The following is a 25700-nucleotide window of genomic DNA, read 5'->3' on the forward strand; positions in this document are numbered from 1 at the left end:
AACGGGCTTGCCTTGGGCAATTTCCGTTTCCAGTCGTGTTTCAGAATGAGCTTGGCAACAATAAAGCATTGGGAAAAATAGCGAATCGGAATAAACGGTCCATCCGCCTTTGAAAAACGTCATTGGCAGATTTGATTGCGTGGCCGCTTGGAATTTTGAAAAAATCCGGCTAAAACGCATTCTCTTAATCGATAAGGGCTGTACTACCGAAAATAGGAGGCACTTGCCGTTGAGGGCGCAACGCAAATTCGGGGCATGTCTTTCGGGACTATTGGTTGTCGGTTTGGCCGCTACGAGCTGCACGACGACGCAGAAGACAACCCCCACCCCCAGCAATACCACCAAGCCCATTCGTGGCGCTAAAGTAACGTACAATTACACGACGAAGGACAAGGACTGTCTTGAACGTGCAATGTACTTCGAATCAGAGCGTTCCGACCCGAGCGGTTACATGGCTGTCGGTACGGTCGTAATGAACCGGCTGACCTCCGGTGCTTATCCGCCCACGATCTGCGGCGTCGTTGCCCAGGAAAAGCAGTTCGCTCCGGGCGTGATGACCAGGGAAGTCAAGGATCAGGCAAAGCCAGATCTCGAAGTTGCTGCCGCGAAGATCCTGCGCGGCGAACGGCATCCCCAGGTGAAGGACGCGATGTTCTTTCATACCGAAGGCCTGAGATTTCCATACGATAATATGCACTACGTCGCTTATGCCGGTGGCAACGCGTTCTATGAGAAGCGTGGTCGCGATGGCGAATTGCAGACGCCTGCACCGCTTCCGGCCTATGAGGTTGCGATGAATTACGTGCCTGCGCAGGGCGCGCCGCAATCTCCGTTCGTCCTGCCGGAAACGCAGCCTGCGTCCATGACGTCTGCCGTAGCGGCTTTCACGCCGGTCTCGAATCCGACGGTGACCATGCCGCAGAGTGCCATCGTCATCCCGACTGCGGTTCCGATCCCGACGCCCGCACCTACGGACATGGCAATTTCAGGACCGCTCTCGAGCGGCGAGACCACATACACGAATACGCCTATGCCGGCTTCGACAGTTGTGATTCCGCAGCCTCGGCCGGAATTCGAAGGCAACGCGCCCGCAGGAAATTCGCTTAGAGTTCGCGGTTAATAAGATCGGACTCATGCTTTATGACAGCGCGTCTCTTGTTTAGAGATGCGCTGTTTGCATTTTGTAGCCAGCGATCACTTAGAGCGGTTCCAGCAAAAGTGCGAAGCGGTTTTGCGTCCGGAACTGCGTAAAAACAAGAAGATAGAGCATTTTCGCGATTCGAAGAAAAGCGGAAATGCTTTAAATGCCCTCACTTGCCGTTTTTGCAAGAATCTGCACACCGTTGATCTTATAACTGCCGTCCGGCTGACGAGTTATCTGGTAGATCGCCGTCCAGTCCTTGTCATCGGTCCCTGTGATCAATACCTCCTGATAGACGACTGCGCCATTGTCGATCGCGCGACTTTTGCCGAAGGCATAGTTGCCGGGATGATAGACCGGCAGGTAGTTCTTCCTCACCATGGCGAAGAAGCTGTCCTTGTCGGGAAAGAGCGCCTTGATGCCAGGTGCGGCGAAGGAATAGGCCGTCGCCGCATCATCATGCAGGAAAGCTTCGATCTGCTGCTCAATAAGGCTCTGTGCCGTTTGCACCGGATCTTCCGCGTAAGCGACCGGTGCAGAGGCAACGCAGCAGAGAAAAACGGCGAAAGAAAAAGCGCGCATGTCGTCCCCAGCCATATGGAGAAAGCTTAGCGCGCTTTGATTGCAAGCAGAAGCGATTACTGCCAGCGGCGGAAGAGGGCGCTGGCGTTGACGCCGCCGAAACCGAAACCATTGGAGATTGCGTAGTCCATGGCCATCGGTCGCGCCGTGCCACCGACAATATCGATGCCCTCGGCCGCCGGATCCGGATCCTGCAGATTGCGCGTCGGCGGCGCGATCTGGTCCCGCAGCGCCATGATGGTGAAGATCGCTTCCATGCCGCCGGCCGCGCCGAGAAGGTGGCCAGTCGCCGCCTTCGTGCCACTGACGGCGATCGCGCCGTCGCGGCCGAAGACAGTCTTGATCGCTTCCATCTCGCCGCGGTCACCGACTTGGGTGGATGTTGCATGCGCATTCAGGTGCTTGACCTCGGCCGGCGAAATCCGTGCCTGGGCGAGGGCGGCGAGCATAGCGCGCCGCGCGCCGTCTCCATCTTCCGGCCCTGCCGTCATGTGATAGGCATCGGCGGCAGTGCCATAGCCGACAAGCTCGGCAAGCGGCGCGGCACCACGCGCAAGTGCATGCTCCAACGTCTCGATGACAAGCATGCCGGCGCCTTCACCCATGACGAAGCCGTCACGGCCACTGTCGAAGGGACGGGAGGCCTCCTCGGGACGATTGCTGAAGCCTGTCGAAAGCGCACGCGCCGCAGCAAAGCCGCCAAGGCTGACCTTGTCGATGCAGGCCTCCGCTCCGCCGCAGATGGCAACATCGGCCTCTCCGGACCGGATCAGCCGCGCCGCATCGCCGATTGCCTGCACGCTAGCCGCACAGGCGGTGACCGGTGCGCCGAGTGGCCCCTTGTATCCGTAACGAATACTCACCTGGCCGGCGGCGAGGTTGACGAGGAAGGAGGGGATGGTGAAGGGCGACAAACGCCGCACGCCCTTCGTTTCGGCTGTGCGCACAGCGTCGGCGATGGCGGGAAAGCCACCGACGCCCGATGCAATGATCGTGGCCGTCCGCTCCAGAGCGCCGACGTCAGTCGGTTGCCAGCCGGCCTGCAGGATCGCTTCCTCGGCGGCAGCCATGGCGAAGAGGATGAAGCGATCCATCTTCTTCTGGTCTTTGACGGGCACATAGCGATCGGCATCGAAGCCCGCCTCGGGATCTTCGGCGCTATCGGGAACGACGCCGCCGATCTTCGCCCCGAGATCGCCCACCATCTCCTCGGGCAACAGCCTCAGGCCTGAGCGCCCCTCGACAAGCCTCTTCCAGCTTGCATTGACACCTACGCCCAGGGGCGAAACCAGCCCCATGCCGGTGACGACGATACGATCCATCTTTTGCTCCTATTGTGTCAGGCGTCGAAGCCCAGAAACCATGCTTTCATCTGGGCGATGCGTTCGTGAACCGCGTCGTCGGCGGCCGGTCCCGGCACGAGGATCGTGTCTTCGGGCTGAAAGGCGCGGCCGGTGACGCGGTCGATGAGAAGCGGGTCGCGATCTTCACCGGTGCTAGCGTCGGCTAGCCGCACGGCGACTTCTTCGGCAGGCAAGTGCCGATTGCCCCAAGTGAAGAGCGCCATCAGCACAGGGAAGAAATCTCGGCCCTTGTCAGTCAAGACATATTCGTAGCGTGGCGGTCGCTCTTGATAGAGCCGTCGCTCAAACAGGCCTTCATCGGTCAGATGCTTGAGCCGGCGCGTCAGAATATTGGGTGCAATTCCAAGGCTTTTCTGGAATTCATCAAACCGCCTCAACCCCTGAAGGGCATCACGCAGGATCAAGATACTCCACCAGTCGCCGACACTTTCGAGCGCACGGGCGGCTGGGCATTTGAAACTGCTGAAGTTGGTTCTCTGCATGTGGAGGCAGATAGCACGAGTAACTATCATAATGCAAGTTACTAAACTGGCGCAGCATCTGTGGGGATTTGCATCAGGGTATCAGCAATAAAATGGAGCGAACCGGAATCCGTTTGCGATAATTTCAATCCAGGTGTTCAGCTTCTTATAGGATTGATATTCAGAGAGAATCCCACTGGCGTAGCGATATGATAACAACCCCATATTTCATCACGGAGCGGTTACACCTACGCGAAATTCTTACCTCCGACGTCTCGTTCATCGGAGAGTTGATCAGCCATGACGAGGTGCGGCGCTTTCTCGGCGGCCCTGTTCCGACTGTTCAGCGCGAAGCGGCGATATCTGATTATCTCTCGTTCGCCGAGGGGAAGTTGGTTTGGCTGGTGGAAACCAGAGGAGTGCGACATCGTCTTGGCTTGATTAGCATTTCACGCCACACAGACGGCGAGGATTATGAACTATCTTATCAGCTTCATCCTGAGGCGTGGGGCTTCGGTTATGCAACCGAAGCAGCAATGCGTGTCACCGAATTTGCTCTGAATGATCTACGGCTCAAGCGGCTGATAGCGGAAACCCAGTCTGCCAACACCGCGTCCCGCCGTCTGCTCGAAAGGCTAGGAATGAAGGAGTTACGACGATTGCAGCGGTTTGGAGCCGAACAAGTCATCTATACGAGCTAGTTGTTCATCGCAAAGAGGTTTCAATAGGGAGGTGGCTTGCGGGCACGCTGCTGTTTTGCTGCCTCGGTCCACCAGGCGAGGTCCTCGGCAAAGCGGGGAAACGCCTTCGCAAGGGCATCGCCTCCGTTCCCGATAGGTTTGCCGTCAGCGTCCAAGGCGGCCGAGATATTGGCGACTGCGAGGGTGCTTGAGATGACCACCATTCCCATCTCGGAAAGGGTGCCATGCCAGGAGACCGCCGCGTGGGCGCCGGAAAGGCGGCCGCCGGAATAGCTGGCAATGGCCGCCGGTCGCCAAAACCACTCCTCAAGGTAATGGTCGGCCAGGTTTTTCAGGCCGGGTTGCATGCCCCAATTATATTCGCCTGTGACGAAGACGAAGGCATCGGCAGTCCGAATTTTCTCGGCAAGCTGCTCCATGGCCGAGGGAGCGGAGCCTCTGGGATATTCCTTATACATCCGGTCCAGCATCGGCAGGCCAACTGTCTTGGCGTCGATGAGCTCCACATCGTTTCCGCGCTGACGCAGGCTGGTTACGAGATAATTCGCGAGACGGATGCCGAGGCGATCCGAGCGGTAGGAACCGTAGAGAACCAGAATACTGTCGGTCATTGTTGATTATGCCCCCACAGTTTTTTGTGACCTTACTCTAGGTCTGCGACTCCGCAGGCACTGAAGCAGACGCCTCTTCCTCCGGAATGTCGTCGAAGGACGCATAATTGAGGTTATAGAGCTTTGAGTAAAGCTTGCCGTTTGCCATCAGCTGATTGTGGTTGCCGCTTTCAAGCAGTTGACCGTTTTGTAGCACGATGATGCGATCGGCTTCGCGGATGGTAGCAAGCCGATGGGCAATGACGAGACCCGTGCGGCCTTCGAGCAGCTTCACCAATGCTTTCTGGATCAGCATTTCGGTGTAGCTGTCGATATTCGCCGTCGCTTCGTCGAGTACGAGGATCTTGGCATCGGCCACGAGAGCGCGGGCGAAGCTGACGAGCTGGCGCTGGCCAAGCGAAAGACCGCCGCCGCGCTCGCCGAGAACGGAATCGTAGCCATCCGGAAGGCGCATGATGAACTCATGCGCGCCGACTGCCTTGGCGGCCTCGATGACCTCTTCGCGCGTCGCTTCCGCCTTGTTATAGCGGATATTCTCCAGCACCGTGCCGGTGAAGAGGAACGGCTCCTGCAGCACCATGGCGATCTGGCGGCCGAGCGAATCCTGGGTGAGGGAGCGCACGTCGTGACCGCCGACCAGTACCTGGCCCTGCTGCACGTCATAGAAGCGATGGATAAGCGCCATCGAACTGGATTTGCCCGAGCCCGTCGGCCCGATCAGCGCCACCGTTTCTCCTGGATTGACCCTGAAGCTGACATTCTTCAGCACAGGGTGCTTTGGATCATAGCCGAAGATCACATCGCGAAATTCCACCGAGCCGTCCATGTCCGGCGACAGCTCGATCGCATCCGGCGCATCTTTGATGTCGACCGGAACGTCGAGCACTTCGGTCAACCGCTGGCCGGAGGCCATGGCGCGCTGCATGACCGAATATTGCATGGTGAGCGAGCGGATCGGATCGAAGAAGCGCTGGATGTAGAACAGGAAGGCGACCATGATGCCGACATCGAGCCTGTGGTTCAGAACCATCGAGCCGCCAACAATGATGACGATCGCCATCGCCATACCGGTTAGCGTATCGACGATCGGCACCATGATCTGCGCATAGCGTGCCGCCGTCAGATGCGACTGAAGATTCGTATGTGCCTTGTCGTCGAAAAGAGCGAAATTGACGGATTGCCGATGCATGCCCTGGACAGCGCGTACGCCATGGATGGCCTCCGCCAGCGCCCCATTGGTGACGGAGTTGGTCTCATGCGCGTTCATGAAGGCGACACGCGCCTTCGGCAGCCAGAACAGCCGCACGATGAAGAGGATCGGCATGACGGAAAGCGTAAGCAGGCCGAGCCGGAAATCGAGCGATAGCATGACGATGACGATGCCGAAAAGCAGGGCTATATCGCCGACGGAAAGCACTGAAGTTTCAAGGAATTCCTGCATCGAGTTCACGTCGCCCTGCAGGCGCGACATCAAGCGTCCGACTTCCGTCTTGTCCATGAAGGACAGAGAGACGCGCTGCAGATGCGCGAACATCGCCCGGCGTATGTCGAACAAGACTTCTTCGGCGACTTGGCCAACAAAGGTTTCCTGCACGTAGCTCGCCCCGTAATTGACGAGGATGGCTACAGCAAAAATCGCCAGGGACAGCCAGAGCGCGGAGTAATCGATGGCGCCGGGTGCCATCGCATTGTCGATCGCATGCCGGATCACGAGCGGGATAACGATCTGCGATCCCGTGAAAAGCAGAACGGCGACGACCGAAATATAGACCCGCCGGCGGTAGGGGCTGACGAAGGCCCAGATGCGGCGGATGATCTTGCTGTCGAAGACCTTGCCAAAGATCTCTTCTTCGACGCGGTGCGAGCCGACAACTGCGCGGGGAGGGCGGCGACCGTCGTCGCGCACATCGTTGCGCTCGGTTTCGGTGATTTCCGACATCGTCATACCTCCCTTTTTGCTCTTTCGAGCATGTCGCCCGACGTCCTGACGACATCGTCCTCCGGGCGAACCTGGAGATCGTAAAGCGCCTTGTAACGGCCAGCTGCGGCCAAAAGCTGCTCATGCGTGCCGCGCTCGACGATCTCGCCATCCTCGATGAAAAGGATCTGGTCCGCATGCATCAGCGAGCTCAGTCGATGGGCGACGATCAGGGTCACGCGGTCGCGGGCAAAACGCTTCATGGCGCTGCGGATGCGCTGCTCCGTGGCTGCGTCGATCGCGGCGGTGGAATCGTCGAAGACCATAACGGCGGGCTTCAGCATCAATGTGCGAGCGATCGTCAGACGCTGGCGCTGACCACCTGAAAGAGACACACCGCGCTCGCCGACGACCGTGGTGTAGCCGGCGGGTAGACCGAGAATATAATTGTGCAGCTGCGCCGACTCTGCGGCGCGCTCGATGCGGGTTTCCTTTGCCCAAGGATCGCCATAGGCAATGTTGTTCTCGATGCTTGTGGTGAACAGGAAGGAATCCTGCTGCACGACGGCAACGTTCTGTCGCAGCGATTGCAGTGTCGCCTTGCGGATATCCTGACCGTCAAGGGTGATTCCTCCGGCCGTGACATCGTAGAAGCGTGGAATGAGATGCGCGATGGTGGACTTGCCGCTACCGGGCGGGCCGACAATGCCGATCGTTTCACCGCGTCTTGCCTCGAAACAGATATTCTTGAGCACAGGGCGCTCCTCAGCGCCTGGATAGCTGAAGTCGACATTCTCGAACCGCAGCGTGCCATTGGTGACGACGAGCGGTTTGGCGTCCGGGGCATCCTTGATGGCGATATCGAGATCGAGCAGCGCAAACAGGCGCGAGCCGCAAGTCGATGCGCGGGCGAAGGCATTCACCATCAGGCCAAGCTGGCGCACCGGCATCTGCAGGATGGTCATGAAGGTCAGGAACGAGGCCAGCGTGCCGACGCTGATCTCACCCGCAATGACCTTGAGACCACCCAGCCAAAGCACGAGCCCCATAGACGCGAAAAAGGAGAAGTTCATGGCGCTGGTATTAACCACGCGGATGCCGACGCGCTTGTGGGCCAGCGAAAGCGCATTGTGGGAGGCACGATCGAACTTCAGGATTTCATGCGCCTGTGCGGCAAAAGCCCGGACGACACGAATGCCGCCGAGATTTTCCTCCATGACGCGCGTCAGTACCGAGAGCCGTTCCTGCAGTTCCAGCCATGTCGAACGCAGCCGCAGCTGCGTGACGGAGGAGCGCCAGGCGACGAAGGGCACGAAACTCAGGGCCAGGAGGCCGAGTGCCACATCCGTCGTAAGCAGCATATAGGCGCCGACACCGATCAGCATGGTGAGCAGCACCATGCGCACCAGCGCGGTGGAGAAATACATGCGCACGCCTTCGAGATCGAGCAGGCCGACGGTGATAAGATCACCGGAATGGACCTTATCGTGGAAGCTGAAGGAGAGCTGCTGGATCTTCTCGTAGCAGGCAAGCCGGAGCTCATAGCCCATATGGTGGCCGACGGATTCGCTGTAATAGTTCTGCACCATCGTGAACAGGCCGCGCAGAATGCTGACGACGAGCAGCAGCAAAGCGGTCTTCATCAAAGCATTTTCGGCGATCTGGCCAGCGGTGCCGCCAGCGACCGCTGTCTGTGTCTGATCGACCGCGCGACCGAGCAGGCGCGGGATTGTCAGCTGCAACGTTGCAGCTACGAATGTTGCTCCTATGGCGAAGCTCGTCTGCCATGGGTGGCGCAGCGTCATATGGGTGATCCGGACGATCGTCGACAGGCCTTGGCCCCAACCGACCGCATTGATATGCGCGCGCGAGGCCAATGGCTTCGCCGCGCTTCTTGATGAATCGCTGCTCACGCTTTTATCCAGGCATAATTGAACGAGGCGGGCCCGCTGACGGGTTCGTATCTCAGGGAAAGTATTGATAGGATGAATTTTGCCGATTCCATGGCGACGTTCAAGAGTCAATCGGTCACAAGTGCCACGCGAACGTTAGATTGCGTGTTCAAAAATTGCCGATGAGATGTCGGGATGGAGTTTGATGAGGCGTCCTTGGGGCACCATGCCAGAAAAGGAGAGCACCATGCGCAAGATTATCGCAGCGACATTTATCAGCCTCGACGGCGTCATGCAGGCACCTGGCGGTCCGGACGAGGATCCGACCGGCGGCTTCAAGTATGGCGGCTGGGTCTTCCCGCACTCTGACGAAGAAACGGGCAAGACGCTCTTCGAACTGTTCGAAAAGCCGTTCGATCTGCTGCTCGGCCGCAAGACATATGACATTTTCGCAGCCTATTGGCCCTATATCGACAATGACAACCCGATTGCCAATAAATTCAACAGCGTCACCAAATATGTCGCGACGCGCGGCGACGCCGAATTGAAATGGAACAAGAGCCGATCGCTCGGCAAGGATGTCGCTGCTGCAATCAAGGAACTGAAGGCGGGCGAGGGGCCGGATCTGCTGATCCAGGGCAGTGGCGATTTCATTCAGACCCTGCTCCGCCACGGGCTGATCGACGAATACCATCTGGTGATCTTTCCGCTGGTGCTGGGCGGCGGCAAGAAGCTGTTTGCCAGCGGGGCAGTGCCTTGCGCAATGAAGCTGCTGCGCAGCAAGATCTCTCCGACTGGCGTCATCTTCGCGACCTACGAACCCGATGGGCCGGTGAAGACGGGCTCCTTCGTTGGTCAGAATCCCTCTGAAGAGGAGATGGAGCGCCGCAGGCGGCTCGAATAGGCAGCCAAAGGCCGGCGGCGGGACACCGTCTAGATGTCCCGCCAAGGCTTACATCGCCTATTCCGATGTTTGAAAATCACGCAGCGCTTTCATGACTTCGCGAAGACCTCTTGTGAGATGCTTGTCCCGGCGCAACACCATGCCGAGTTGCCGAACGAGCCTCGGTTTGAGCGGCGAGGTAACCAGCTGGTCCGACCTATCCCGTCTCAGAGCCATGTCGGGAAGGATGGACCATCCGAGGCCGGCGGCGACCAGTTCCTTGATCGCCTCGACGCTGCCAAACTCCATGGCCGGCTCGGGGTGAACCCCACCGGCCTCAAACCATTCATTCGTGGCGCGACGCGTGTTACCGCCTTCGTAAAGCAGCATCGTCTTGGTTTTCATGAACTCTACATCCGGCCCGCCCTCCGGCATCGCGCTTCCCTTGGGGGCCACGGCCAAAAGCTCGTCCTCATGGAATGGCTCGACTTCCAGCGAACGGCCGGAGGCGGGCAGGGCAACGACCGCGAGATCCAGCGCATTGGCTTCGAGATCACGCAGGATCTCCTCGATATTGCCGACACGGACGATGATCTCGAGATCGGGCATGCGCTTCTTTGCCATGGCGATGGCGCGCGGCAGCAGATGAATCGAAGCGGTGCCGCCGCTGCCGATCCGCACGCGTCCGACCGATCCCTCCCGAAAAGGCGTCATCGCCTCCTCTGCGATCGAGCAGGCTTCGATGATGCGGCGGGCATGCGGAAGCAAATCAAGCCCGGCGGGCGAGGGCTGCGCCCGCCTGCCGACGCGCTCGATCAGCTTTACGCCGAGACGCTGCTCCAGCAGTTTCACCTGCAGGCTGACAGCCGGTTGTGTGAGCCCGACTTTATCGGCAGCGGCTGTAAAGCTTCCGAGATCGACAACACTGACAAAGGCGGCTAGCTGATCCAGGTTGAGCAAAAAAGAATTCCTTATGGTTTGTATAAATATCATAAGCTTCATTCATTGTCAGCGCCAGTGCATCCTGAGCCCATGTTCATATGAGCCTGAGGAGCAGGAAAATGACGACCGATATCGACAAACCGATACGAGCAGCGGCCGCCGTTGCAGGTAGAGGTCGGCGAAAGCGGGGATTGTGGCGAAAAGCGCTGGAGAAATTCCTGACCTATCTTGAAAAGCGCGAGACAAGATGGAGCCTGCGCGAGCTGACCGATGACCAGCTTCTAGACATCGGCATGACGCGCGCCGAAGCCAGGACCGAAGTCAATAAGTCGTGGTTCTGGGGATAGGGTGCTTGAAGGCGTTCAAACCATCGGCGCGGGTTTGAATAGCGGTATCTTGCAGCGACTGCCGGCGGAAAGCGGTTGAAAGCTTGGCATTTGGGCAAGGGCGGGCAAAATGGTCTGGGGAGTATTTTCCGATCGTCCTTTTTTCATCCCATTGTTCTTTTTTCCGCCACAGATTTGCCCGATCCATTCCGCTCGAAAGCAGGCCGCCGGTTTCCTCGGTGATCTGCTGTTTCGCCTGGAACATCAAAGTACGAGACCGCAAAATCCATGCTCAATACAAAATCCCTGCTCCTCGCCGCGACGATTTCGACCCTATCGCTTCTCGGCGCAGCTTCGGCAGCGGAGGCCGGGCAGGCGAGTTATCTCGTGGATGCGCATAGCGGTCAGGTGCTGGAAGCATCCAACGAGAACGAGCTGAATTATCCGGCCTCGCTCACCAAGATGATGACGCTTTATCTCGCCTTCGAAGCGCTGCATGACGGTCGCCTGAAATGGGATCAGAAGCTGACCATGTCGGAGAATGCCGAGAGCAAGGAGCCCTTCAAATTCGCGATCGGTGCAGGCCGCAAGGTCACGACGCGCGAGGCTGTTGAAGGCATCGTCGTCCTGTCGGCCAATGATGCGGCTGTCGCGATTGCCGAGCAGCTTGGTGGCTCGGAGGAGAGCTTCGGCAAGATCATGACCGCGAAGGCGCACCAGCTTGGTATGAGCAAGACCGTCTTCAAGAATCCGTCAGGTTTGCCGGATCCGGAACAGGTCACGACCGCACACGATATGGCAACGCTGGGTGTCGCGCTCATGCGCGACTTTCCCGAGGAGTTCAAACTTTTCTCGCTGCGCGGCATGAAGTTCCGCGGCATGAAGCTGCGGGGCCACAACAATCTGATGTATCGTTACGCAGGCGCCGACGGCATCAAGACCGGCTATACCGATGCCTCCGGCTACAATCTCGTGACGTCAGCCTCGAAAAACGGCCGCCGCGTCGTCGGCGTGGTCATGGGGGAGAAGACGGCGCAAATTCGCGATGACAAGATGGCGAGCCTTCTGGACACCTATCTGGCCCCCGTGGCATCAACGACCACGGTATTGACCGGCGCTCCCAAGCAAAGCTCGGCGAACTGATTTCTGCTTGATTTCAGCGTCCGGCCGACCATTGATCTTTGGGCGGCTGACGAGGGGTGGCTCGGTTTCCGAAGTCGCTCCGTGGGGAAGCTAACCTGCCGCATTACAGGGTGAGGCGGCGGGTTTCTTCGTGCAAAAGTGCGATGACCCTGACTGCCACCTTCACGCAAGGCTTTTTCATGGTTGATCAGTGAGAGGGCTCTCTGACGATGAATAGTCGAACAGTGATTGCCGAACTGGCGGACTGCCCTATGTCTACTGTTGCTCGTTCGCTGCGCTTGTCGTGATTTGGTAGAAATCAGCGCCGAACTGCGAATTCGCGTAGGCGGAGATATCTGGTTTCAGTTTGTATTCTCCGAAATGAAGGATCCATCATTGGCCGCGACCGGTCTGATGCTCCTGTAAAATCTCGCAAAGCAAATATTTCAGCGCATTAGGGTCAAGTTTGGAGGACCGGAATGACGTATGATGATGCACGTTTGACGCGTGAGCGTGACTTTCACAATGAACGCTTCGGTGCAGTGGAGGAGCGCAAGGAGGATTCGTTTTATTTCGCCGTTAGAGCTGCTGTGGTCACCTATTGGCGGCTGGTGAGGGCGGCTTGTCCCGAAAGGGATGTGCTCGAATACGGATGCTCGAACGGCATGAGCAGCATTGGTCTTGCGCACTCCGCCAAGCGGATCACCGGTATCGACATTTCTGATGTCGCTATTCAACAGGCTACGGATACGGCGGCTGGCCGTGGAATCAACAACGTGGCCTTCCAGGTCGACAATGCGGAAGACATGACGTTGCCCTCGGCGGGTTTTGACGTCGTCTTCGGCAGCGGCATCCTGCACCATCTGGTTCTGGAGAAATCGCTTAGCGAGATCCGGCGTGTGCTGCGACCCGGCGGCAAGGCTTTCTTCTTCGAGCCACTCGGCCACAACCCCGTGATCAATCTCTATCGCAACCGGACGCCCGCCGCCCGCACGGTTGACGAGCATCCGCTCTTGAAATCAGACTTCGACATCGTGCGCAAATATTTCTCGAAGTGCGATCTGGAATTCTTCGGGCTCGCTACGCTTGCCTCGATCCCGTTTCGCAGGAGCCCGTTCGGCACCGCGGTCCGAGGCACCGGCGAACAGATTGACAATCTTCTGCTCAAAATCCCTGGCGTCAGATGGCAGGCCTGGATCGTTGTCATGACCCTCGAGGCGTGAGGGGCAGGCCTGTTCAATCGCGCAAAAGAGCAGGCCATGCCGTGCTCAAGAAATCATAGCTGATGCTGTGTGTTTGTTGCATTTAAAAATGGAACCCACCCGGTTACGAATATGTCAAAGCTGATTAGAGACGCGACGTTGCCAGCCAGTTAGAAACGCGACACTGGCACTGATGATCAGCCCCCGATCCGACCGGCAGTCCGGGTTGCAAGGAGAAGCGGGGGCGAGTGAGAGATCGCCCCTTCTGCTTTAGCTTTAAGACCATGCATACCATCGCTTATTCCGCTGCCTCCATCCGAGCCAGGGCCTTCTGCCTTCTCGCAATGACTTCCGGATCGTTCATGAAATCCGTCCGCCGACCGGGCTTGCGACCGCGCTTCTGATAACCATTGCTCTTGCTGCCATCCGAGATCCCAAACATATGATCCGTCTGGGCAGTGCGGCGAGGGCCGCTCTTGCTGCGCTGCTGTTCCCGCCCAACCTGCAATTCGGCCACGATCGACAGCATGTCGTCCAGCCGCTTGTTCTCAACGACCGCCGAGCGATGCACCGATCGCAGCTTGTCGAAGGTTCTGTAGGGCAGGGTATAATTCTCATGCATGATCTCGAGGCGACCGTCCGGATAGTCACAGACGATGACCTTCTGTCCCGCCAATGGTCTGGAAATCTCGGTCGGATCGAGAATGAACAGCACCTTGTCATAGCGCAGCGTCAGGGCCTGCGACAGCGTGCGGACTTCCTTGTGGCACATGGCCCCATCAAGGTTCTCATGATCGGCCAGTGACCGATGCATATCTTTCGGATTGCGCGGCGGTTTGCCGAACCGCCTATTGAAATCTGCCATGAATTCCGGCGCATAAGCGTTGGCTGCCGCGATTGTGTCGATGCCACGCAGCCGCAATTCCTTCACCAACCGGTCCTGCAGCGTCTGGTTGGCCCGCTCCACCCGGCCTTTGGCCTGCGGGGTGTTGGCGCAGATGATGTCGATGTTCAGCTCATAGAGCGCCCGGCCGAATTGCGTCAGGCCGCTTGTCCGGTCTTTCTCCGACGCATGGGTCGAGTGGAAAACGCCATGCTTGTCGCTGTAGAACGCCAGCGGTTTGCCCCATTGCTGCAGATAGGCCTTCGTCGCATGCAGATAGTCGAACGTATTCTCCGATCCGGCAAAGCGCAGATGCAAAAGCTTGCCGGTGGCGTCATCGATATAGACGAGCAGGGCGCATTTGGGGCCACGGTTCTCGAACCACCAGTGATGTGAGCCATCGATCTGCACGAGCTCACCAAAGCAGTCGCGCCGGCCGCGTGGCTGGAAAACCCGCTTCTTGCGCTCGCGACGCGAGATCCAGATGCCGGCCTCGGTCATCCATTGCCGCAGCGTTTCCTTGGCCACCGAGATCCGGTGCAACTCGATCAGCTTCTCGCGTGCCAGCGTCGGACCGAAATCCAGATAGCGTTCGCGGATGAGATCCAGCGCCGCATTGCGAAACTCCTCGCTGTGGCGTCGATTGCTGGGTCGCGATCGCTTCTTCGAAACCAGGCCGGCCGCACCTGAATGGTCATAGGCCAGCAGCAGCCTGTGAACCTGACTTCGACTGAGCCCGAGCAGTTCGGCAGCCTGGACGACGCTCAGGCGCTGATCACGGATCTTCTGAATGACTTCGAGACGATGCAATTCTTTCTGCGACATGGTGATCGTAAAGGACATGACGACTCCGACCGCTCCTGGTCTCGACCAGGCTGAAGATCGTCATCCTTGCTCCCAATGTTGGCATTGACCAGAGCGTCGAGAGGCGAGACTGTCGCATCTCTAACTGGCCCAACTGTCGCATTACTAAATAGCCCCTACAAATAAACATCAGATAAGATAGATTATGGAACTAAATCAAATATGGCGGTTGGAAAGAGATAGCCATTTTCTGATTTTATTTCAGATGGTTGGCGAGATTTTCGAGAGTCGCTTTCAAGCCTTCGTCATGGTCTTTCTTGCTGATACCATATGGCACATTCTCGCAAACTATGGTGACCTTCGTACCGGATGGCACCTCCACAAAGGACCACGTAATGATCATCGTGCCAGCGAACGCCGGGTCGTCGGATTCGAAATCCACCGCCTGAACGATGCGCTTATCAGGAACGATTTCGAGGAACCGGCCGGAAACGATATCGGTGTGCTCTGAGGATTTTCCGGGTGTCGAATGATCCGCTGCATCATAGGACAGCGCCAGCCGATAATTGCCGCCTTGATGTGGCTTGAAGACGTGAACGTGCCCCGTCATGCCATTGGGCGGAAGCCAGGCGATCAATGCATCGGGATTGATGAATGCGTCGAAGATCGTGTGCGGCGTGGCGCGGATTATTCTGGAAGCAGTGTCGGTTCTTTTCGCGCCTGTTGCCTCGCTCATCACATCCTCCTCGTCGTGCGCATTGCAGCGCTTCGTACGGTTCGGCCGATTCAATGCCGACGGCGTTTGCCTCTTCAGCCTGCCTTGATGCGGATCACCTTGGCCGCAATCTTCTCGGCCAGCGTCGTTGGATTGCAGGAGAAAATGCTGTCCGGACGCCCGGCCGCGCACCAGACCTGATCATAAGCCAAAAGGCTCTCGTCCATAAAGACAGGCAGATCGACCAGATGGCCGATGGGTGCGACGCCGCCGATGGCAAAGCCGGTTTCGTCGCGAACGCGATCGATATCCGCGCGCTTCAGCCGAACGCCATAAGCCGTTGCAATATAAGCGGTGTCGGCATTGTGGGCGCCGGAAACAAGAAGCAGCGTCAGCGCCTGCGTATCGGCATTGACGAAAACCAGCGATTTCACGATCTGGCCGACGGCGCATCCTGCGGCCTTGGCAGCTTCTTCGGCGGTCCGCGTCGATTGCTCCATGCGCTTGATCGAGATGTCGAGCCCCAGCGTGCGCGCCGCAAGTTCGACGCGCTCCAGGCTGGAAAGCTTCCTGATATCTTCGCTCATAGCTCATCATCCTCCACGTCGAGTTCGATCTGCATCTGATCGTAGGCTGGCTCGACATGATCGGGCGTTTCAGCCAGTACGGTTTCATAATCGAGCGGCGTATGCATGTGGGTCAAGATGGCGTGTTTCGGCGCCAGGCGTTCGATCCATTCGAGCGATTGCTCCAACGACAGATGGCTTGGATGCGGCCGATACTGCAGGGCGTCGATGATCAGAATGTCGAGGTTTTGAACTCTTTCTATCGATTCCGGTGGGAAGTCACTGATATCGCTGCAATAAGCGAGTTTGCCGATACGGAAGCCCAACGAATGGATATCGCCGTGGACCTGCTTGTGCGGCCAGAAGCGGATCGGACCGCCTGCCCCATCGATCACGAAACTTTTCTCGAGATTTTCGATCAGCACCGGCCGCACGATCGGCGGATAGCTGCTGCCGGCAGGCGTTTCCAGGCAGTAGCGAAAGCCTTCGCGAATGCGATCCATCGTCGGCGGATCGGCATAGATCGGGATGCGCTCGTTCGAGATGTGGAAATAGCCGCGTAGATCATCGATGCCGTGAATATGGTCGGCATGGGCGTGGGTATAGAGAACGGCGTCGATGAAGCTGACGCCGGCATGGATCATCTGTTCGCGGAAATCCGGACCTGTATCGATGACGACGGTGGTAATGCCGCCATCCGGTGCGATCTGCTCGATGAGAAAGGCAGCGCGCGTGCGGCGGTTTTTTGCGTTTTTCGGATCGCAGGCGCCCCAATCGCCGGTAATACGCGGAACACCCGGCGACGATGAACAGCCCAAAATGGTGAAGCGTCGCCGGTATGTCACGACGTCAGACCCTCGTCATTTTGGAGAAGCAGCGGAAGGCGTTTTCGGTCGTGATGTCGGCGATCTCGTCCATACTGACCCCGATTGTATCGGCCAGCACTTCGGCAGTGTTGATGACATAGGACGGCTCGTTGCGTTTTCCCCGCCAGCGTTTCGGCGCGAGATATGGCGCATCCGTTTCGACCAGCAGACGATCATGTGGGACAGTCTTGGCGATCTCGCGCAGCTCTTCCGATTTCGGAAAGGTCAGGATGCCGGAAAAGGAAATATAGCCGCCGAGCTCGACGCCGGTCTGGGCAAGGGCAGGGCCGGCAGAAAAGCAATGGAGGATAAAGGGGAAAGCCCCCTTCCCTGTTTCCTCAGTCAGGATCGCGGCCATGTCTTCGTCGGCACTGCGGCTATGGATAACCAGCGGTAGCTGCGTTTCGCGCGCGGCCGCTATATGGCGCAGGAAACCGGTCTTCTGATCTTCCGGCTTTACGGTATCGTAGAAGTAATCGAGACCCGCCTCGCCGATCGCGACGATCTTCTCGTGCTGGTTTGCCAGCCTCACGAGATCTTCCGTCTGGATATCAAGCTCCTGATCGGCGCTGTTCGGATGGGTGCCGACCGAGCAGAAAACCGACGGATAACGCTCGGTAAGAGCAAGCAATCCGTCGAGCTTCCTGACCTTTGTCGAAATGGTGACCATCTGCTTGACGCCCATCTCGTGAGCGCGAGCGACGATCGCGTCGCGCTCCTCTTCGAAGTCGGCAAAATCCAGATGGCAGTGCGTGTCGATCAGCATGGAAACCCTTATTCGGCAGTCGGCGCGACATAGCGCGGGAAGACCGGCTTTGGGGCCTCCAGCGGCGTTCCGGCAACGAGGCGGCCGGCCTCGCCGAGGGCTGCGAAATCACGCTTGTCGGCTGGGATGGCGATGAGATCCAAGAGCTTACCCGAGGATTCCGGCATGAAGGGCTGCAGGAGAATGCCGATCTGACGCACGACATCAGCCGTGACATAGAGCACGGTTGCCATGCGCGCCGGATCGGTCTTCTTCAGCGCCCAGGGCTCCTGGCTCGCGAAATAGCGGTCGGTTTCGGAAACCACCGCAATGATGGAAGCGAGAGCGCGATGGATAAGCTGCTTGCCCATGTCTTCGCGGGTCGAGGCAAGCAACGCGTCGGCCTGAGCCAAAAGCGCCTTGTCTTCGTCGGTCAGCGGACCGCATTCAGGAATCTGGCCGTCGCAGTTCTTTACGATCATTGACAGCGAGCGGCTGGCGAGATTGCCAATACCATTGGCGAGGTCGGAATTGATGCGCGTGCCGATCGCTTCTTCGCTGTAGCTGCCGTCCTGGCCGAAGGAGACTTCACGCAGAAAGAAGTAGCGCACCTGGTCGAGGCCGAAATGGTTCACCAGATTGACCGGATCGACGACGTTGCCGAGCGACTTCGACATCTTCTCGCCCTTGTTGAGCAGGAAGCCGTGGGCATAGACCCGCTTCGGCAGCGGCAGCTTCGCTGACATCAGGAAGGCTGGCCAGTAGACGGCGTGGAAGCGAATGATGTCCTTGCCGATGATATGAAGATCGGCAGGCCAGTATTTCGCCCTCGGATTGTTCTTATCCTCGATGTAGCCGGTCGCCGTGATGTAGTTCGTCAGAGCGTCGACCCAGACATACATGACGTGCGACGGATCGTTAGGTACCTTGATACCCCAATCGAAAGTCGTGCGGGAAATCGACAGATCCTTCAGGCCGGACTTGACGAAGGAAATGACTTCGTTGCGGCGTTCGGCCGGACCAATGAAATCCGGGTTCTCTTCGTAAAGCTTCAGCAGCCGGTCCTGGTATTCGGAGAGCTTGAAGAAGTAGCTTGCCTCCTCCACCCACTCGACCGGCGTGCCTTGCGGCCCGTAGCGCACGCCATCGGCGCGCAGCTCGGTTTCGTTTTCCTGGTAATAGGCTTCGTCACGCACGGAATACCAGCCGGCATAGGAATCCTTGTAGATGTCACCGGCATCGGCCATCAGGTTCCAGATGTTCTGCGAGGTCTCGTGGTGGCGCGCCTGCGTCGTGCGGATGAAATCGTCATTCGACGCATTCAGCAGCTTGCCCATCGCCTGGAATTCATCGGAATTGCGATTGGCGAGCTGCTGCGGTTCCATGCCTTCTGCTCGCGCCGTCTGCTGCATCTTCTGGCCATGCTCGTCCGTACCCGTCAGAAAGAAGACATCGCGGCCATCGAGGCGCTGGAAACGTGCCAGCGCATCGGTGGCGATCAGCTCATAGGCATGGCCGATATGCGGCTTGCCGTTGGGATAGGCGATCGCGGTGGTGATGTAGAACGGAGTTTTTTCGGTCATGTGAGGCAGTGGCCCGCTTTTACTGTTACGTCGCTGTTATTCTTGCTCCGCTCGCTTTAGCGCATGTTTGCCATGAGCGAAACACCAAGTTTCGCGCGCGCAGCATTCGGAACTTCAGGATGGCGCTTTGCTTGACTCGACTCCGCCTCGCCTTTACCCCTTCGGGAGAGTGGAACGCAGGACAGACGTCGCCGTGGATTTCATCATTTTATGTATTGGTCTGCCAAACGGCTTCAAGAGGCCGTGAGTTTGAGTTTGATCGATTCCTTTCAGCCGCTTTATTCCTTCTCCGGCTTTTTCGTCGGCATGCTCGTGGGCATTACAGGGGTTGGCGGCGGTTCGCTGATGACCCCCCTGCTCGTACTTCTCTTCGGTGTCCATCCGGCAACGGCCGTTGGCACGGATCTGCTCTATGCCGCCATCACCAAGACGGCGGGAACGGCTGTGCACGGCATGCACGGACGCGTCAATTGGAAGGTTGTGAGCCTCTTGGCGTCAGGCAGCGTTCCGGCGGCGCTCGCCATGCTCTGGATCATGGCCGGCGTCAATCGCGAGAGCCCCGCCGTTGCTCATTCCATCACCCTGTCATTGGGCTGTCTTTTGCTTTTGACGGCGCTGATGCTGATTTTCCGTGGCCAGATCCTCGAGGCCATCCGCAAATGGCGCGGCGAGCGCGGAACGATATCGCCGCGCAACATTGCTCTGCTCACAGTCATCCTCGGCCTTATGCTCGGTATTCTCGTCACGATGACCTCGGTCGGCGCCGGCGCGCTCGGTGTCACCGTTCTGCTGGTGCTCTATCCGCAGACCGACGTACGCGAAATCGTCGGCTCCGACATCGTCCATGCCGTGCCGCTGACTTTGATCGGCGGCATGGGCTATTGGTTCATCGGCGAGATCAACTGGACGATGCTGTTCGCCCTGTTGGTGGGGTCAATTCCAGGTATCGTCGCCGGTAGCCTGCTCGCGCCTCGCCTGCATGAGCGGTCCGTGCGCATCATTCTTGCCGTGACGCTCACGATCGTTGCCTGGAAGCTGATCTTACCCTAGGTCGCCCTGAACATAATGCCGGATTGATAGCCGGTACGATCATGCAGCCGCCTTGGAACGGTTGCCGTAGCCAAAGGCGATTGATCAATTTATAAGGGGTAATGAACCTGATTTCGCCAAAAAATGGATGATCAAGGCCTTTCCCTGGATCGGATGCGGACATTCGTCCGGGTTGTAGAACGTGGTAGTTTGTCGGCTGCCGCGCGAGAGCTCGGCCTTGGTCAATCGACGGTAACCCGCCATATCAATGAGTTGGAGGCGGCCGTCGGAGTTCCTCTTCTCGGAAGGACCACACGCCGCGTCACGCTCACCGAGGAAGGGAGCCGCTACTATGCAAACTGCCTGCAGATTCTGCGGCTTGTCGAGCAGGCTACCGAAGAAGCAAGAAATGCGCGGCGGTCGCCGGCAGGTGCGGTTCGCCTGTCCTGCACTGCCGCTCTCGGCGTCATGCACGTCACGCGGATGATTTTCGATTTTCAAGACCGATATCCGGAGATCGGGATAGATCTTAATCTCACGGATGAGCGCATCGATCTTGCCCGGGAGGGGATTGATATCGCTTTGCGGCTGGGGCCGATCGCCGATGACGCCATGAAGCTCGTTTCCATCGGAAAAAGCCATCGAAGGCTCGTGGGTTCTCCCGATTATTTTCGCCGCAAGGGGCGGCCCACACGTCCCGCCGACCTCGCGCAACACGATAGCGTGGTAATGTCCAACATTGCCGGAAGCGATCAGCTTGTTCTGTTTGCTCCGGATGGGATGCGTCTGGTGGTTCCTGTGAGCGGAATGCTGCGGGTCGATCACGGCCTCGCTGCTCGAGCTGCTCTGGCCGCCGGCCGCGGCATCGGTCCCGCTCACCTCTGGCTGGTCCAGGATCTGCTCGATGCCGGTACGCTCGAAGTTCTGTTTGACGAGTGCGACCTTGAGGCGGTTCCCGTCAGCCTGCTCGTCGTGCCCGAACGAGCAGGCGTCGCTCGCGTGCGGTTATTGGTCGATTTTCTCGTCACCGAGTTAAAGAAGCTGCCGGGCATCGCTCCTAACTGAGAGACAGGCAATCGGCCTCAAAGTCCGAACGCTCGCTTTTCACCGCGCCAGCCGGTGGTTTGCAAAAATTGCTCCCAGTTCAATGTGTTTGGATCTAAGCGGCGGCTCCAGCCGAGATCATGTTCTCCGCTGAAATAGCCATATTCGACGGCATATTCGACCATCCCCAAAATCTCGCGAACGAGCAGCTCGTTGGCGGCGAATTCCGGAAAATACTGCAGGAGGCCGTCCCTGGAAAAGGCGTTCCGATATTCGGCTTTCAGACCCGTTACGCGCCGGAAGGTATCGACCATTTCACGCGGTGAAATGATGTCACCCACGATCGGGAGCGTCTTCCCGTTGTAGCGTTCACGGTGCGAGAAGATCTCCAGGACGACAGGACCGGTGGCCGTCAACGGATCGACGAAAGGTGCGGCGAGGTCTTCCGGCAGATAGATCGGCAATAGGAGCGTGTCGCCATCATACCGAGGAACATAATATTCGAGCAGGTTGGTGTAGAAGAACGCGAGCATGACGAAGGAGTGCGAGACCGGAAGTCCGCGTATATAATCGGCAACCTTTGCCTTGTCGGTGAAGTGCGGTGCATATTTCGTCCCGCCTGTGATCTTTTCGACATTCTCCAGCGTGCTGAAGACCACATGGCCGACCCCGGCCTCCACGGCAGCATCGGCCAATTGCCGGCCAAGCGGTGCCTCACTCGTGTCTGGCGGTGCGATGGGAGGCGTCATCAGGAAGGCGCCGGCAGCGCCCTCGAAAGCACCCACGAGTTCCTTTGTCCGGCCGAGTTCGAGCGGCGCCGCTACGATTTCCGCCCCTAGCGCCTGCAGCGCGCGAGCCGTGGGCGAATCTTTGGCTCGAGTAAGCGCGCGGACGCGGAAGCGTTGACTTTGAAGCAGCGTGGTCGCCACGCTCCGACCTTGCTTGCTCGTCGCACCGGCAATGGCAATCAACGGTTTGTCATGTAGTGTCATAGTTAGTCTCCAATCCAATTCGGCAGCCGAAGAGCCGCGGTACCTTCACACGAAACCGATCATTTCAGCTTGGATACGGTCTACCTCATGAAAGGTAGGGAGCAGGATTGCAGCGCACTACATGCTCACAATGGATTACATTATGCCATTTTTTGGATATATCGCTTTTGATAATCCGCATGCATCTCCCTCGCCGCAAAGCAGAGCGGGCAGCGAGTTTCGGAAAATCGCATGAAAGCTAGGCCGAAAGCTGCTGTTTGAGCTCGCCGAGGATGGTAATCAGCGTCTGCTTACGATCGAGATTATAGGCTTGCGACACGTTCAGCCGCTCGGTGGTCTCGGAATGCAGCCGTGCCAGCCTTTCGGCCGTCGAGATGGAGCCGTCAAGCGCGGCGGCGCGGGCTCGCTCGATGATATCGTCGCCGATATGCGACAGGAAGAAGCCGAAGATCGTGTCGCTGTCCTTGCCGGAAAGCGCGTCAGCGAGCCGATGCATTGCCTTGCGTGCCGCAGGTCCGTCTGCCGAAAGCACCTGGCGGTAAGCTTCGATGATCTCGCCGCCGCCATAGTTCAGCAGCTTGAGCGCCTCGCTGACGCTGCCTTTGGCCGCTGAAAGCACGTCGTTCCCCTGCCCCGCCGGCACGCCAAGATTTTCGAGCGCCTGGCGCAGAGGCTCGTTTTCGAGCGGCGCGAGCCTCAGAGGCAGACAGCGCGAGCGTATCGTCGGCAAAAGCCGGCCTGGCGCATGCGACAGCACGAGGAACAAAGCGCGCTTCGGCGGCTCCTCGAGGATTTTCAGGATGGCGTTGGCCGCGCTTCGGTTGAGATCGTCGGCGGGATCGATGATGACGATGCGCCAGTTGCCCGTGCCTGAGGTCTGCGAGAAGAATTTTCCGGCGCGGCGCACTTCGTCGACGGTGATCGCGGATTTCATCTTGCCGGTCTTGTCGTCGACCGGCCGGCTCAAATGCAGCAGATTATGCGATGCTCCGCCGGAAATTTGCCGGCTGACGACCGATGCCGGATCGGGATCGCCGATCGTCTCCGGCGCGGAAGCCGGATCGGGATTCGAGAGGACGTGATTGGCGAAACGGAAGGCAAGGGTCGCCTTACCGATGCCTTCGGGGCCTTCGATCAGCATGGCATGATGCCCCTTGCCGGAGCGATAGGATTGAGCGAGGAAGGCTTCGGCTTCTTGATGGCCGAACAGCTTCGTATTGTCCTGCGGAGGAATGGCGCCGTCGAGGACACCCGGTCGCTCGTCGCTCATTGCGCGGCTTCCGATCTGGCGACGATATTGGCAGCGCCGAGCCGCTTGTCGACGATCCCGGCAATTTCGGCGGCGATATCGTCTTCCGGCTTCAGGGCGTCGATGACGTGGCAACGCTCGGGCTCGCGGGCGGCGATATCCAGGAACGCCTCGCGGCGCTTCTCGTGGGTCTGCATCTCTTCCTTCTCGAAGCGATCGGGTGCGGCCACTGCGGAGGCGCGCTTGCGTGCGCGTTCCAGACCGACTTCGGCGGGAATGTCGAGAATCAGCGTGCAATGCGGAATGACGCCGTTGACGGCAACCCTCTGCAGAGCCTCGATATAGTCAGGCTCGAGATTGCCCGTCACACCCTGATAGACGCGCGAGGAATCCATGAACCGATCGCAAAGGACGATGGTGCCGCGCGAAAGCGCCGGACGAATGACGTCCTCGACATGATCGTTGCGGGCAGCAGCGAAGAGGATCGCCTCCATCCGTGTGCCGAAGGTTTCCGCAGCACCTGAAAGCAGGACGTGCCGTACCGCTTCCGCTCCTGGCGAGCCTCCGGGTTCACGCGTTACCAGAACCTCGTGGCCACGCTCGCGCAACCGCTCAGCCAGCCGGCGAATCTGGGTGGATTTGCCAGCCCCCTCGCCGCCTTCGAAGCTTACGAATAATCCGTTTGCATCAGCCAATGATCATGTCCTGCACTTTTCGCGTGCCATTCGTGCGGCGTGCGATACGCATTCTGTTTAACCCAAGACATGTCCAGGTGGAACCGTGCATGTCCCGGTCTCCGCCATTCTATATGGGGTGTGAACAGAGATTTCGCGAGCCTTGCGGCCCACTCACGTCGGCAAAGGCTTGTCCCACAGCCAGGAGAACAGCAGCGATTCCGTCAGTTCCATGAAGGCATCGAAAGCGCGACGACCCAATGTACCCCGCTCGACCGATTCCTTCGTATAGAGTGGCAGCTCTCGTAGCAGACGCGCGCCCAGAAAGACGCGGAGAGTTCCGGCTTCATAATCCGCAGCCACCGGCGCCGTCAGCGGCCAGCGATAGACGATGCGAGCAGATAGCCGGTCCGGCGTGTCCACGGGGACGTATATATCGACGGGTATCTTAGCCCGCAGGCCGACGGTCGATGCGGCGCCGCCATAGACACTGGCATCGCCTATCACTTCGCCATCGGCGAAGATACGCTGGCTCTTGAAATTGCTGAGCCCCCATTCGAGGACGCGTCGCGTCTCCTCGATGCGCTCCTTGTCGCTCTTCAACCCTCCGAGTGCCAGGAACAGCCGGCGGCCGTCACGCTGAATGGACGCTACGATCGAAAAGCCTTCCCCTTCGGCAAAGCCAAGCCCCAAACCATCCACGCCGATATTGAGCAGAAGCATCGGGTTCTTATTGCGCTGATAGATCTTGTTCCAGGTAAAGTCTGCCTGCCCGAAATACTTGTAGAGATCCGGGTGCTTTTCCTGCAGGTCCTGAGCCAGCATGACCATCTCTCGCGCGGAAACTTTGCCGCCGGCATTGGGATCGTTGGCATCCGGCAGGCCGGTGGAATTGGGGAAGGTGGACCGGGACATGCCGATCTCTCTTGCGCGTGCAGTCATGCGACGGGCGAATTCGCGTTCGCTGACAGACATGCCTTCCGCCAGAACGATGCAGGCGTCGTTTGCCTGCTGCACGGCAACACCCTGAATCAGATCGCCGACGCGGATGCGCGATTTCAGGGCTGCGAACATTGTCGATGCGCGCGAGGGAGCGCCGCCCGTTCGCCAGGCATTTTCCGAGACGGGATATTCGGTATCGAGATTGATCTCCCCTCGCCCGATCGCATCGAAAACGATATCCAGCGTCATCAGTTTCGCAAGCGACGCGGGCGAAATCAGTTGATCCTCGTTTTTGGCAAGCAGGATAGTACCGGTCGACGCCTCGATCATGAATGCCTGCGCGGCTTTCGTGTCGAAAGCACCTGGCGCAGCCGGCTGCGTGAAGGCCGTGACATTCGCGAACCCGAGGAGAAGAAGGAACAAAAGAATCAAGCGCTTTGGCATATCGTCCCCTTCATCCGAC

Annotated in this window: 26 protein-coding genes; 8 read left to right on the forward strand and 18 right to left on the reverse strand. The window is 58.5% G+C overall.

Going from position 1 to position 25700, the window contains the following annotated elements:
- Nucleotides 1-229: 229 nt before the first annotated feature.
- On the forward strand, nucleotides 230-1120 hold the full coding sequence (locus AC13QE_RS20095) for a cell wall hydrolase (RefSeq protein ID WP_488484966.1): 891 nt from the start codon (nucleotides 230-232) through the stop codon (nucleotides 1118-1120).
- Nucleotides 1121-1300: 180 nt separating this feature from the next.
- On the opposite strand, the gene AC13QE_RS20100 is transcribed toward AC13QE_RS20095, so the two are convergent.
- Genes AC13QE_RS20100 through AC13QE_RS20110 form a run of 3 tightly spaced genes read right to left on the reverse strand, consistent with a single transcriptional unit; the run spans nucleotide 1301 to nucleotide 3569 of the window.
- Nucleotides 1301-1723: a DUF4864 domain-containing protein gene (locus AC13QE_RS20100; protein ID WP_488484967.1), complete on the reverse strand. Its 423-nt coding sequence runs from the start codon at nucleotides 1721-1723 to the stop codon at nucleotides 1301-1303.
- 56 nt (nucleotides 1724-1779) lie between these two features.
- Nucleotides 1780-3045, reverse strand: coding sequence for a beta-ketoacyl-ACP synthase II (gene fabF / locus AC13QE_RS20105; RefSeq protein WP_488484968.1), 1266 nt, complete (start codon nucleotides 3043-3045; stop codon nucleotides 1780-1782).
- A 17-nt stretch (nucleotides 3046-3062) separates the two neighbouring features.
- Nucleotides 3063-3569: a winged helix-turn-helix transcriptional regulator gene (locus tag AC13QE_RS20110; RefSeq protein ID WP_488484969.1), complete on the reverse strand. Its 507-nt coding sequence runs from the start codon at nucleotides 3567-3569 to the stop codon at nucleotides 3063-3065.
- A 188-nt stretch (nucleotides 3570-3757) separates the two neighbouring features.
- Here AC13QE_RS20110 and AC13QE_RS20115 point away from each other — a divergent pair, with 188 nt between their 5' ends.
- Nucleotides 3758-4249, forward strand: coding sequence for a GNAT family N-acetyltransferase (locus AC13QE_RS20115; RefSeq protein WP_132716577.1), 492 nt, complete (start codon nucleotides 3758-3760; stop codon nucleotides 4247-4249).
- Nucleotides 4250-4269: 20 nt separating this feature from the next.
- On the opposite strand, the gene AC13QE_RS20120 is transcribed toward AC13QE_RS20115, so the two are convergent.
- From AC13QE_RS20120 to AC13QE_RS20130, 3 genes are read right to left on the reverse strand one after another with little or no spacing between them, the layout of a single operon-like run.
- Entirely contained in the window at nucleotides 4270-4860 is a 591-nt protein-coding gene (locus tag AC13QE_RS20120) for an NADPH-dependent FMN reductase (protein ID WP_488484970.1), read from the reverse strand.
- A gap of 37 nt (nucleotides 4861-4897) precedes the next feature.
- Nucleotides 4898-6799 carry an ABC transporter ATP-binding protein gene (locus AC13QE_RS20125; protein WP_488484971.1) on the reverse strand — a complete coding sequence of 634 codons (1902 nt, stop codon included), beginning with the start codon at nucleotides 6797-6799 and terminating at the stop codon, nucleotides 4898-4900.
- A 2-nt stretch (nucleotides 6800-6801) separates the two neighbouring features.
- Entirely contained in the window at nucleotides 6802-8691 is a 1890-nt protein-coding gene (locus AC13QE_RS20130) for an ABC transporter ATP-binding protein (RefSeq protein ID WP_488484972.1), read from the reverse strand.
- 226 nt (nucleotides 8692-8917) lie between these two features.
- Here AC13QE_RS20130 and AC13QE_RS20135 point away from each other — a divergent pair, with 226 nt between their 5' ends.
- A complete protein-coding gene (locus tag AC13QE_RS20135) occupies nucleotides 8918-9574 on the forward strand; it encodes a dihydrofolate reductase family protein (RefSeq protein WP_488484973.1) in 657 nt (218 codons plus the stop codon).
- A gap of 57 nt (nucleotides 9575-9631) precedes the next feature.
- On the opposite strand, the gene AC13QE_RS20140 is transcribed toward AC13QE_RS20135, so the two are convergent.
- Nucleotides 9632-10513, reverse strand: a complete 882-nt coding sequence (locus tag AC13QE_RS20140; protein WP_488484974.1) for a LysR family transcriptional regulator — start codon at nucleotides 10511-10513, stop codon at nucleotides 9632-9634.
- A gap of 101 nt (nucleotides 10514-10614) precedes the next feature.
- Between AC13QE_RS20140 and AC13QE_RS20145 the strand changes: the two genes are divergently transcribed.
- On the forward strand, nucleotides 10615-10842 hold the full coding sequence (locus tag AC13QE_RS20145; RefSeq protein ID WP_488484975.1) for a DUF1127 domain-containing protein: 228 nt from the start codon (nucleotides 10615-10617) through the stop codon (nucleotides 10840-10842).
- Here AC13QE_RS20145 and AC13QE_RS20150 read toward each other — a convergent pair.
- A complete protein-coding gene (locus AC13QE_RS20150) occupies nucleotides 10817-11086 on the reverse strand; it encodes a hypothetical protein (RefSeq protein WP_488484976.1) in 270 nt (89 codons plus the stop codon). The two genes, AC13QE_RS20145 and AC13QE_RS20150, sit on opposite strands and share 26 nt — an antisense overlap.
- Before the next feature lie 23 nt (nucleotides 11087-11109).
- Here AC13QE_RS20150 and AC13QE_RS20155 point away from each other — a divergent pair, with 23 nt between their 5' ends.
- The gene (locus AC13QE_RS20155) at nucleotides 11110-11964 is read left to right on the forward strand and encodes a D-alanyl-D-alanine carboxypeptidase family protein (protein WP_488484977.1); all 855 of its coding nucleotides are present in this window, start codon (nucleotides 11110-11112) and stop codon (nucleotides 11962-11964) included.
- A 458-nt stretch (nucleotides 11965-12422) separates the two neighbouring features.
- Nucleotides 12423-13166 carry a class I SAM-dependent methyltransferase gene (locus AC13QE_RS20160; protein WP_488484978.1) on the forward strand — a complete coding sequence of 248 codons (744 nt, stop codon included), beginning with the start codon at nucleotides 12423-12425 and terminating at the stop codon, nucleotides 13164-13166.
- Between the two features lie 277 nt (nucleotides 13167-13443).
- Here AC13QE_RS20160 and AC13QE_RS20165 read toward each other — a convergent pair whose 3' ends face one another.
- From AC13QE_RS20165 to metG, 6 genes are all read right to left on the reverse strand, one after another.
- Nucleotides 13444-14871, reverse strand: coding sequence for an ISNCY family transposase (locus AC13QE_RS20165; protein WP_488484979.1), 1428 nt, complete (start codon nucleotides 14869-14871; stop codon nucleotides 13444-13446).
- A gap of 217 nt (nucleotides 14872-15088) precedes the next feature.
- Complete coding sequence (locus tag AC13QE_RS20170; protein WP_488484980.1) at nucleotides 15089-15568, reverse strand: SRPBCC domain-containing protein; 480 nt, start codon at nucleotides 15566-15568, stop codon at nucleotides 15089-15091.
- 74 nt (nucleotides 15569-15642) lie between these two features.
- Entirely contained in the window at nucleotides 15643-16134 is a 492-nt protein-coding gene (locus tag AC13QE_RS20175; RefSeq protein ID WP_132716587.1) for a YbaK/EbsC family protein, read from the reverse strand.
- Entirely contained in the window at nucleotides 16131-16958 is an 828-nt protein-coding gene (locus AC13QE_RS20180; RefSeq protein WP_112413779.1) for an MBL fold metallo-hydrolase, read from the reverse strand. Before AC13QE_RS20180 ends, AC13QE_RS20175 begins: the two co-directional genes overlap by 4 nt.
- Nucleotides 16959-16962: 4 nt before the next feature.
- Nucleotides 16963-17745, reverse strand: coding sequence for a TatD family hydrolase (locus tag AC13QE_RS20185; RefSeq protein WP_132716588.1), 783 nt, complete (start codon nucleotides 17743-17745; stop codon nucleotides 16963-16965).
- Between the two features lie 8 nt (nucleotides 17746-17753).
- A complete protein-coding gene (gene metG / locus AC13QE_RS20190; protein WP_132716589.1) occupies nucleotides 17754-19307 on the reverse strand; it encodes a methionine--tRNA ligase in 1554 nt (517 codons plus the stop codon).
- 210 nt (nucleotides 19308-19517) lie between these two features.
- Here metG and AC13QE_RS20195 point away from each other — a divergent pair, with 210 nt between their 5' ends.
- Entirely contained in the window at nucleotides 19518-20357 is an 840-nt protein-coding gene (locus AC13QE_RS20195; protein WP_488484981.1) for a sulfite exporter TauE/SafE family protein, read from the forward strand.
- A gap of 123 nt (nucleotides 20358-20480) precedes the next feature.
- Nucleotides 20481-21401, forward strand: coding sequence for a LysR family transcriptional regulator (locus AC13QE_RS20200; protein WP_488484982.1), 921 nt, complete (start codon nucleotides 20481-20483; stop codon nucleotides 21399-21401).
- 17 nt (nucleotides 21402-21418) lie between these two features.
- On the opposite strand, the gene AC13QE_RS20205 is transcribed toward AC13QE_RS20200, so the two are convergent.
- From AC13QE_RS20205 to AC13QE_RS20220, 4 genes are all read right to left on the reverse strand, one after another.
- On the reverse strand, nucleotides 21419-22372 hold the full coding sequence (locus AC13QE_RS20205) for an NmrA/HSCARG family protein (RefSeq protein ID WP_488484983.1): 954 nt from the start codon (nucleotides 22370-22372) through the stop codon (nucleotides 21419-21421).
- 238 nt (nucleotides 22373-22610) lie between these two features.
- Nucleotides 22611-23642, reverse strand: a complete 1032-nt coding sequence (locus AC13QE_RS20210) for a DNA polymerase III subunit delta' (RefSeq protein WP_132716593.1) — start codon at nucleotides 23640-23642, stop codon at nucleotides 22611-22613.
- Nucleotides 23639-24316 carry a dTMP kinase gene (tmk, locus tag AC13QE_RS20215; RefSeq protein ID WP_132716594.1) on the reverse strand — a complete coding sequence of 226 codons (678 nt, stop codon included), beginning with the start codon at nucleotides 24314-24316 and terminating at the stop codon, nucleotides 23639-23641. The genes AC13QE_RS20210 and tmk overlap by 4 nt, the downstream gene beginning before the upstream one ends.
- Nucleotides 24317-24469: 153 nt before the next feature.
- Nucleotides 24470-25681, reverse strand: a complete 1212-nt coding sequence (locus AC13QE_RS20220) for a D-alanyl-D-alanine carboxypeptidase family protein (protein ID WP_488484984.1) — start codon at nucleotides 25679-25681, stop codon at nucleotides 24470-24472.
- Between the last annotated feature and the right edge of the window lie 19 nt (nucleotides 25682-25700).

This window comes from Martinezella sp. CNPSo 3957 (assembly GCF_057784395.1).

Bases quoted from the DNA above. Each gene is read 5' to 3' on its own strand.
- AC13QE_RS20110 (WP_488484969.1), bottom strand. From the start codon at position 3,569: ATGCAGAGAACCAACTTCAGCAGTTTCAAATGCCCAGCCGCCCGTGCG.
- AC13QE_RS20145 (WP_488484975.1), top strand. From the start codon at position 10,615: ATGACGACCGATATCGACAAACCGATACGAGCAGCGGCCGCCGTTGCA.
- AC13QE_RS20185 (WP_132716588.1), bottom strand. From the start codon at position 17,745: ATGCTGATCGACACGCACTGCCATCTGGATTTTGCCGACTTCGAAGAG.
- AC13QE_RS20175 (WP_132716587.1), bottom strand. From the start codon at position 16,134: ATGAGCGAAGATATCAGGAAGCTTTCCAGCCTGGAGCGCGTCGAACTT.
- AC13QE_RS20195 (WP_488484981.1), top strand. From the start codon at position 19,518: ATGTATTGGTCTGCCAAACGGCTTCAAGAGGCCGTGAGTTTGAGTTTG.
- AC13QE_RS20155 (WP_488484977.1), top strand. From the start codon at position 11,110: ATGCTCAATACAAAATCCCTGCTCCTCGCCGCGACGATTTCGACCCTA.
- AC13QE_RS20135 (WP_488484973.1), top strand. From the start codon at position 8,918: ATGCGCAAGATTATCGCAGCGACATTTATCAGCCTCGACGGCGTCATG.
- AC13QE_RS20210 (WP_132716593.1), bottom strand. From the start codon at position 23,642: ATGAGCGACGAGCGACCGGGTGTCCTCGACGGCGCCATTCCTCCGCAG.
- metG (WP_132716589.1), bottom strand. From the start codon at position 19,307: ATGACCGAAAAAACTCCGTTCTACATCACCACCGCGATCGCCTATCCC.
- AC13QE_RS20100 (WP_488484967.1), bottom strand. From the start codon at position 1,723: ATGCGCGCTTTTTCTTTCGCCGTTTTTCTCTGCTGCGTTGCCTCTGCA.
- AC13QE_RS20115 (WP_132716577.1), top strand. From the start codon at position 3,758: ATGATAACAACCCCATATTTCATCACGGAGCGGTTACACCTACGCGAA.
- AC13QE_RS20200 (WP_488484982.1), top strand. From the start codon at position 20,481: ATGGATGATCAAGGCCTTTCCCTGGATCGGATGCGGACATTCGTCCGG.
- AC13QE_RS20125 (WP_488484971.1), bottom strand. From the start codon at position 6,799: ATGTCGGAAATCACCGAAACCGAGCGCAACGATGTGCGCGACGACGGT.
- AC13QE_RS20220 (WP_488484984.1), bottom strand. From the start codon at position 25,681: ATGCCAAAGCGCTTGATTCTTTTGTTCCTTCTTCTCCTCGGGTTCGCG.
- AC13QE_RS20120 (WP_488484970.1), bottom strand. From the start codon at position 4,860: ATGACCGACAGTATTCTGGTTCTCTACGGTTCCTACCGCTCGGATCGC.
- AC13QE_RS20205 (WP_488484983.1), bottom strand. From the start codon at position 22,372: ATGACACTACATGACAAACCGTTGATTGCCATTGCCGGTGCGACGAGC.
- fabF (WP_488484968.1), bottom strand. From the start codon at position 3,045: ATGGATCGTATCGTCGTCACCGGCATGGGGCTGGTTTCGCCCCTGGGC.
- AC13QE_RS20170 (WP_488484980.1), bottom strand. From the start codon at position 15,568: ATGAGCGAGGCAACAGGCGCGAAAAGAACCGACACTGCTTCCAGAATA.
- AC13QE_RS20165 (WP_488484979.1), bottom strand. From the start codon at position 14,871: ATGTCCTTTACGATCACCATGTCGCAGAAAGAATTGCATCGTCTCGAA.
- AC13QE_RS20150 (WP_488484976.1), bottom strand. From the start codon at position 11,086: ATGTTCCAGGCGAAACAGCAGATCACCGAGGAAACCGGCGGCCTGCTT.
- AC13QE_RS20160 (WP_488484978.1), top strand. From the start codon at position 12,423: ATGACGTATGATGATGCACGTTTGACGCGTGAGCGTGACTTTCACAAT.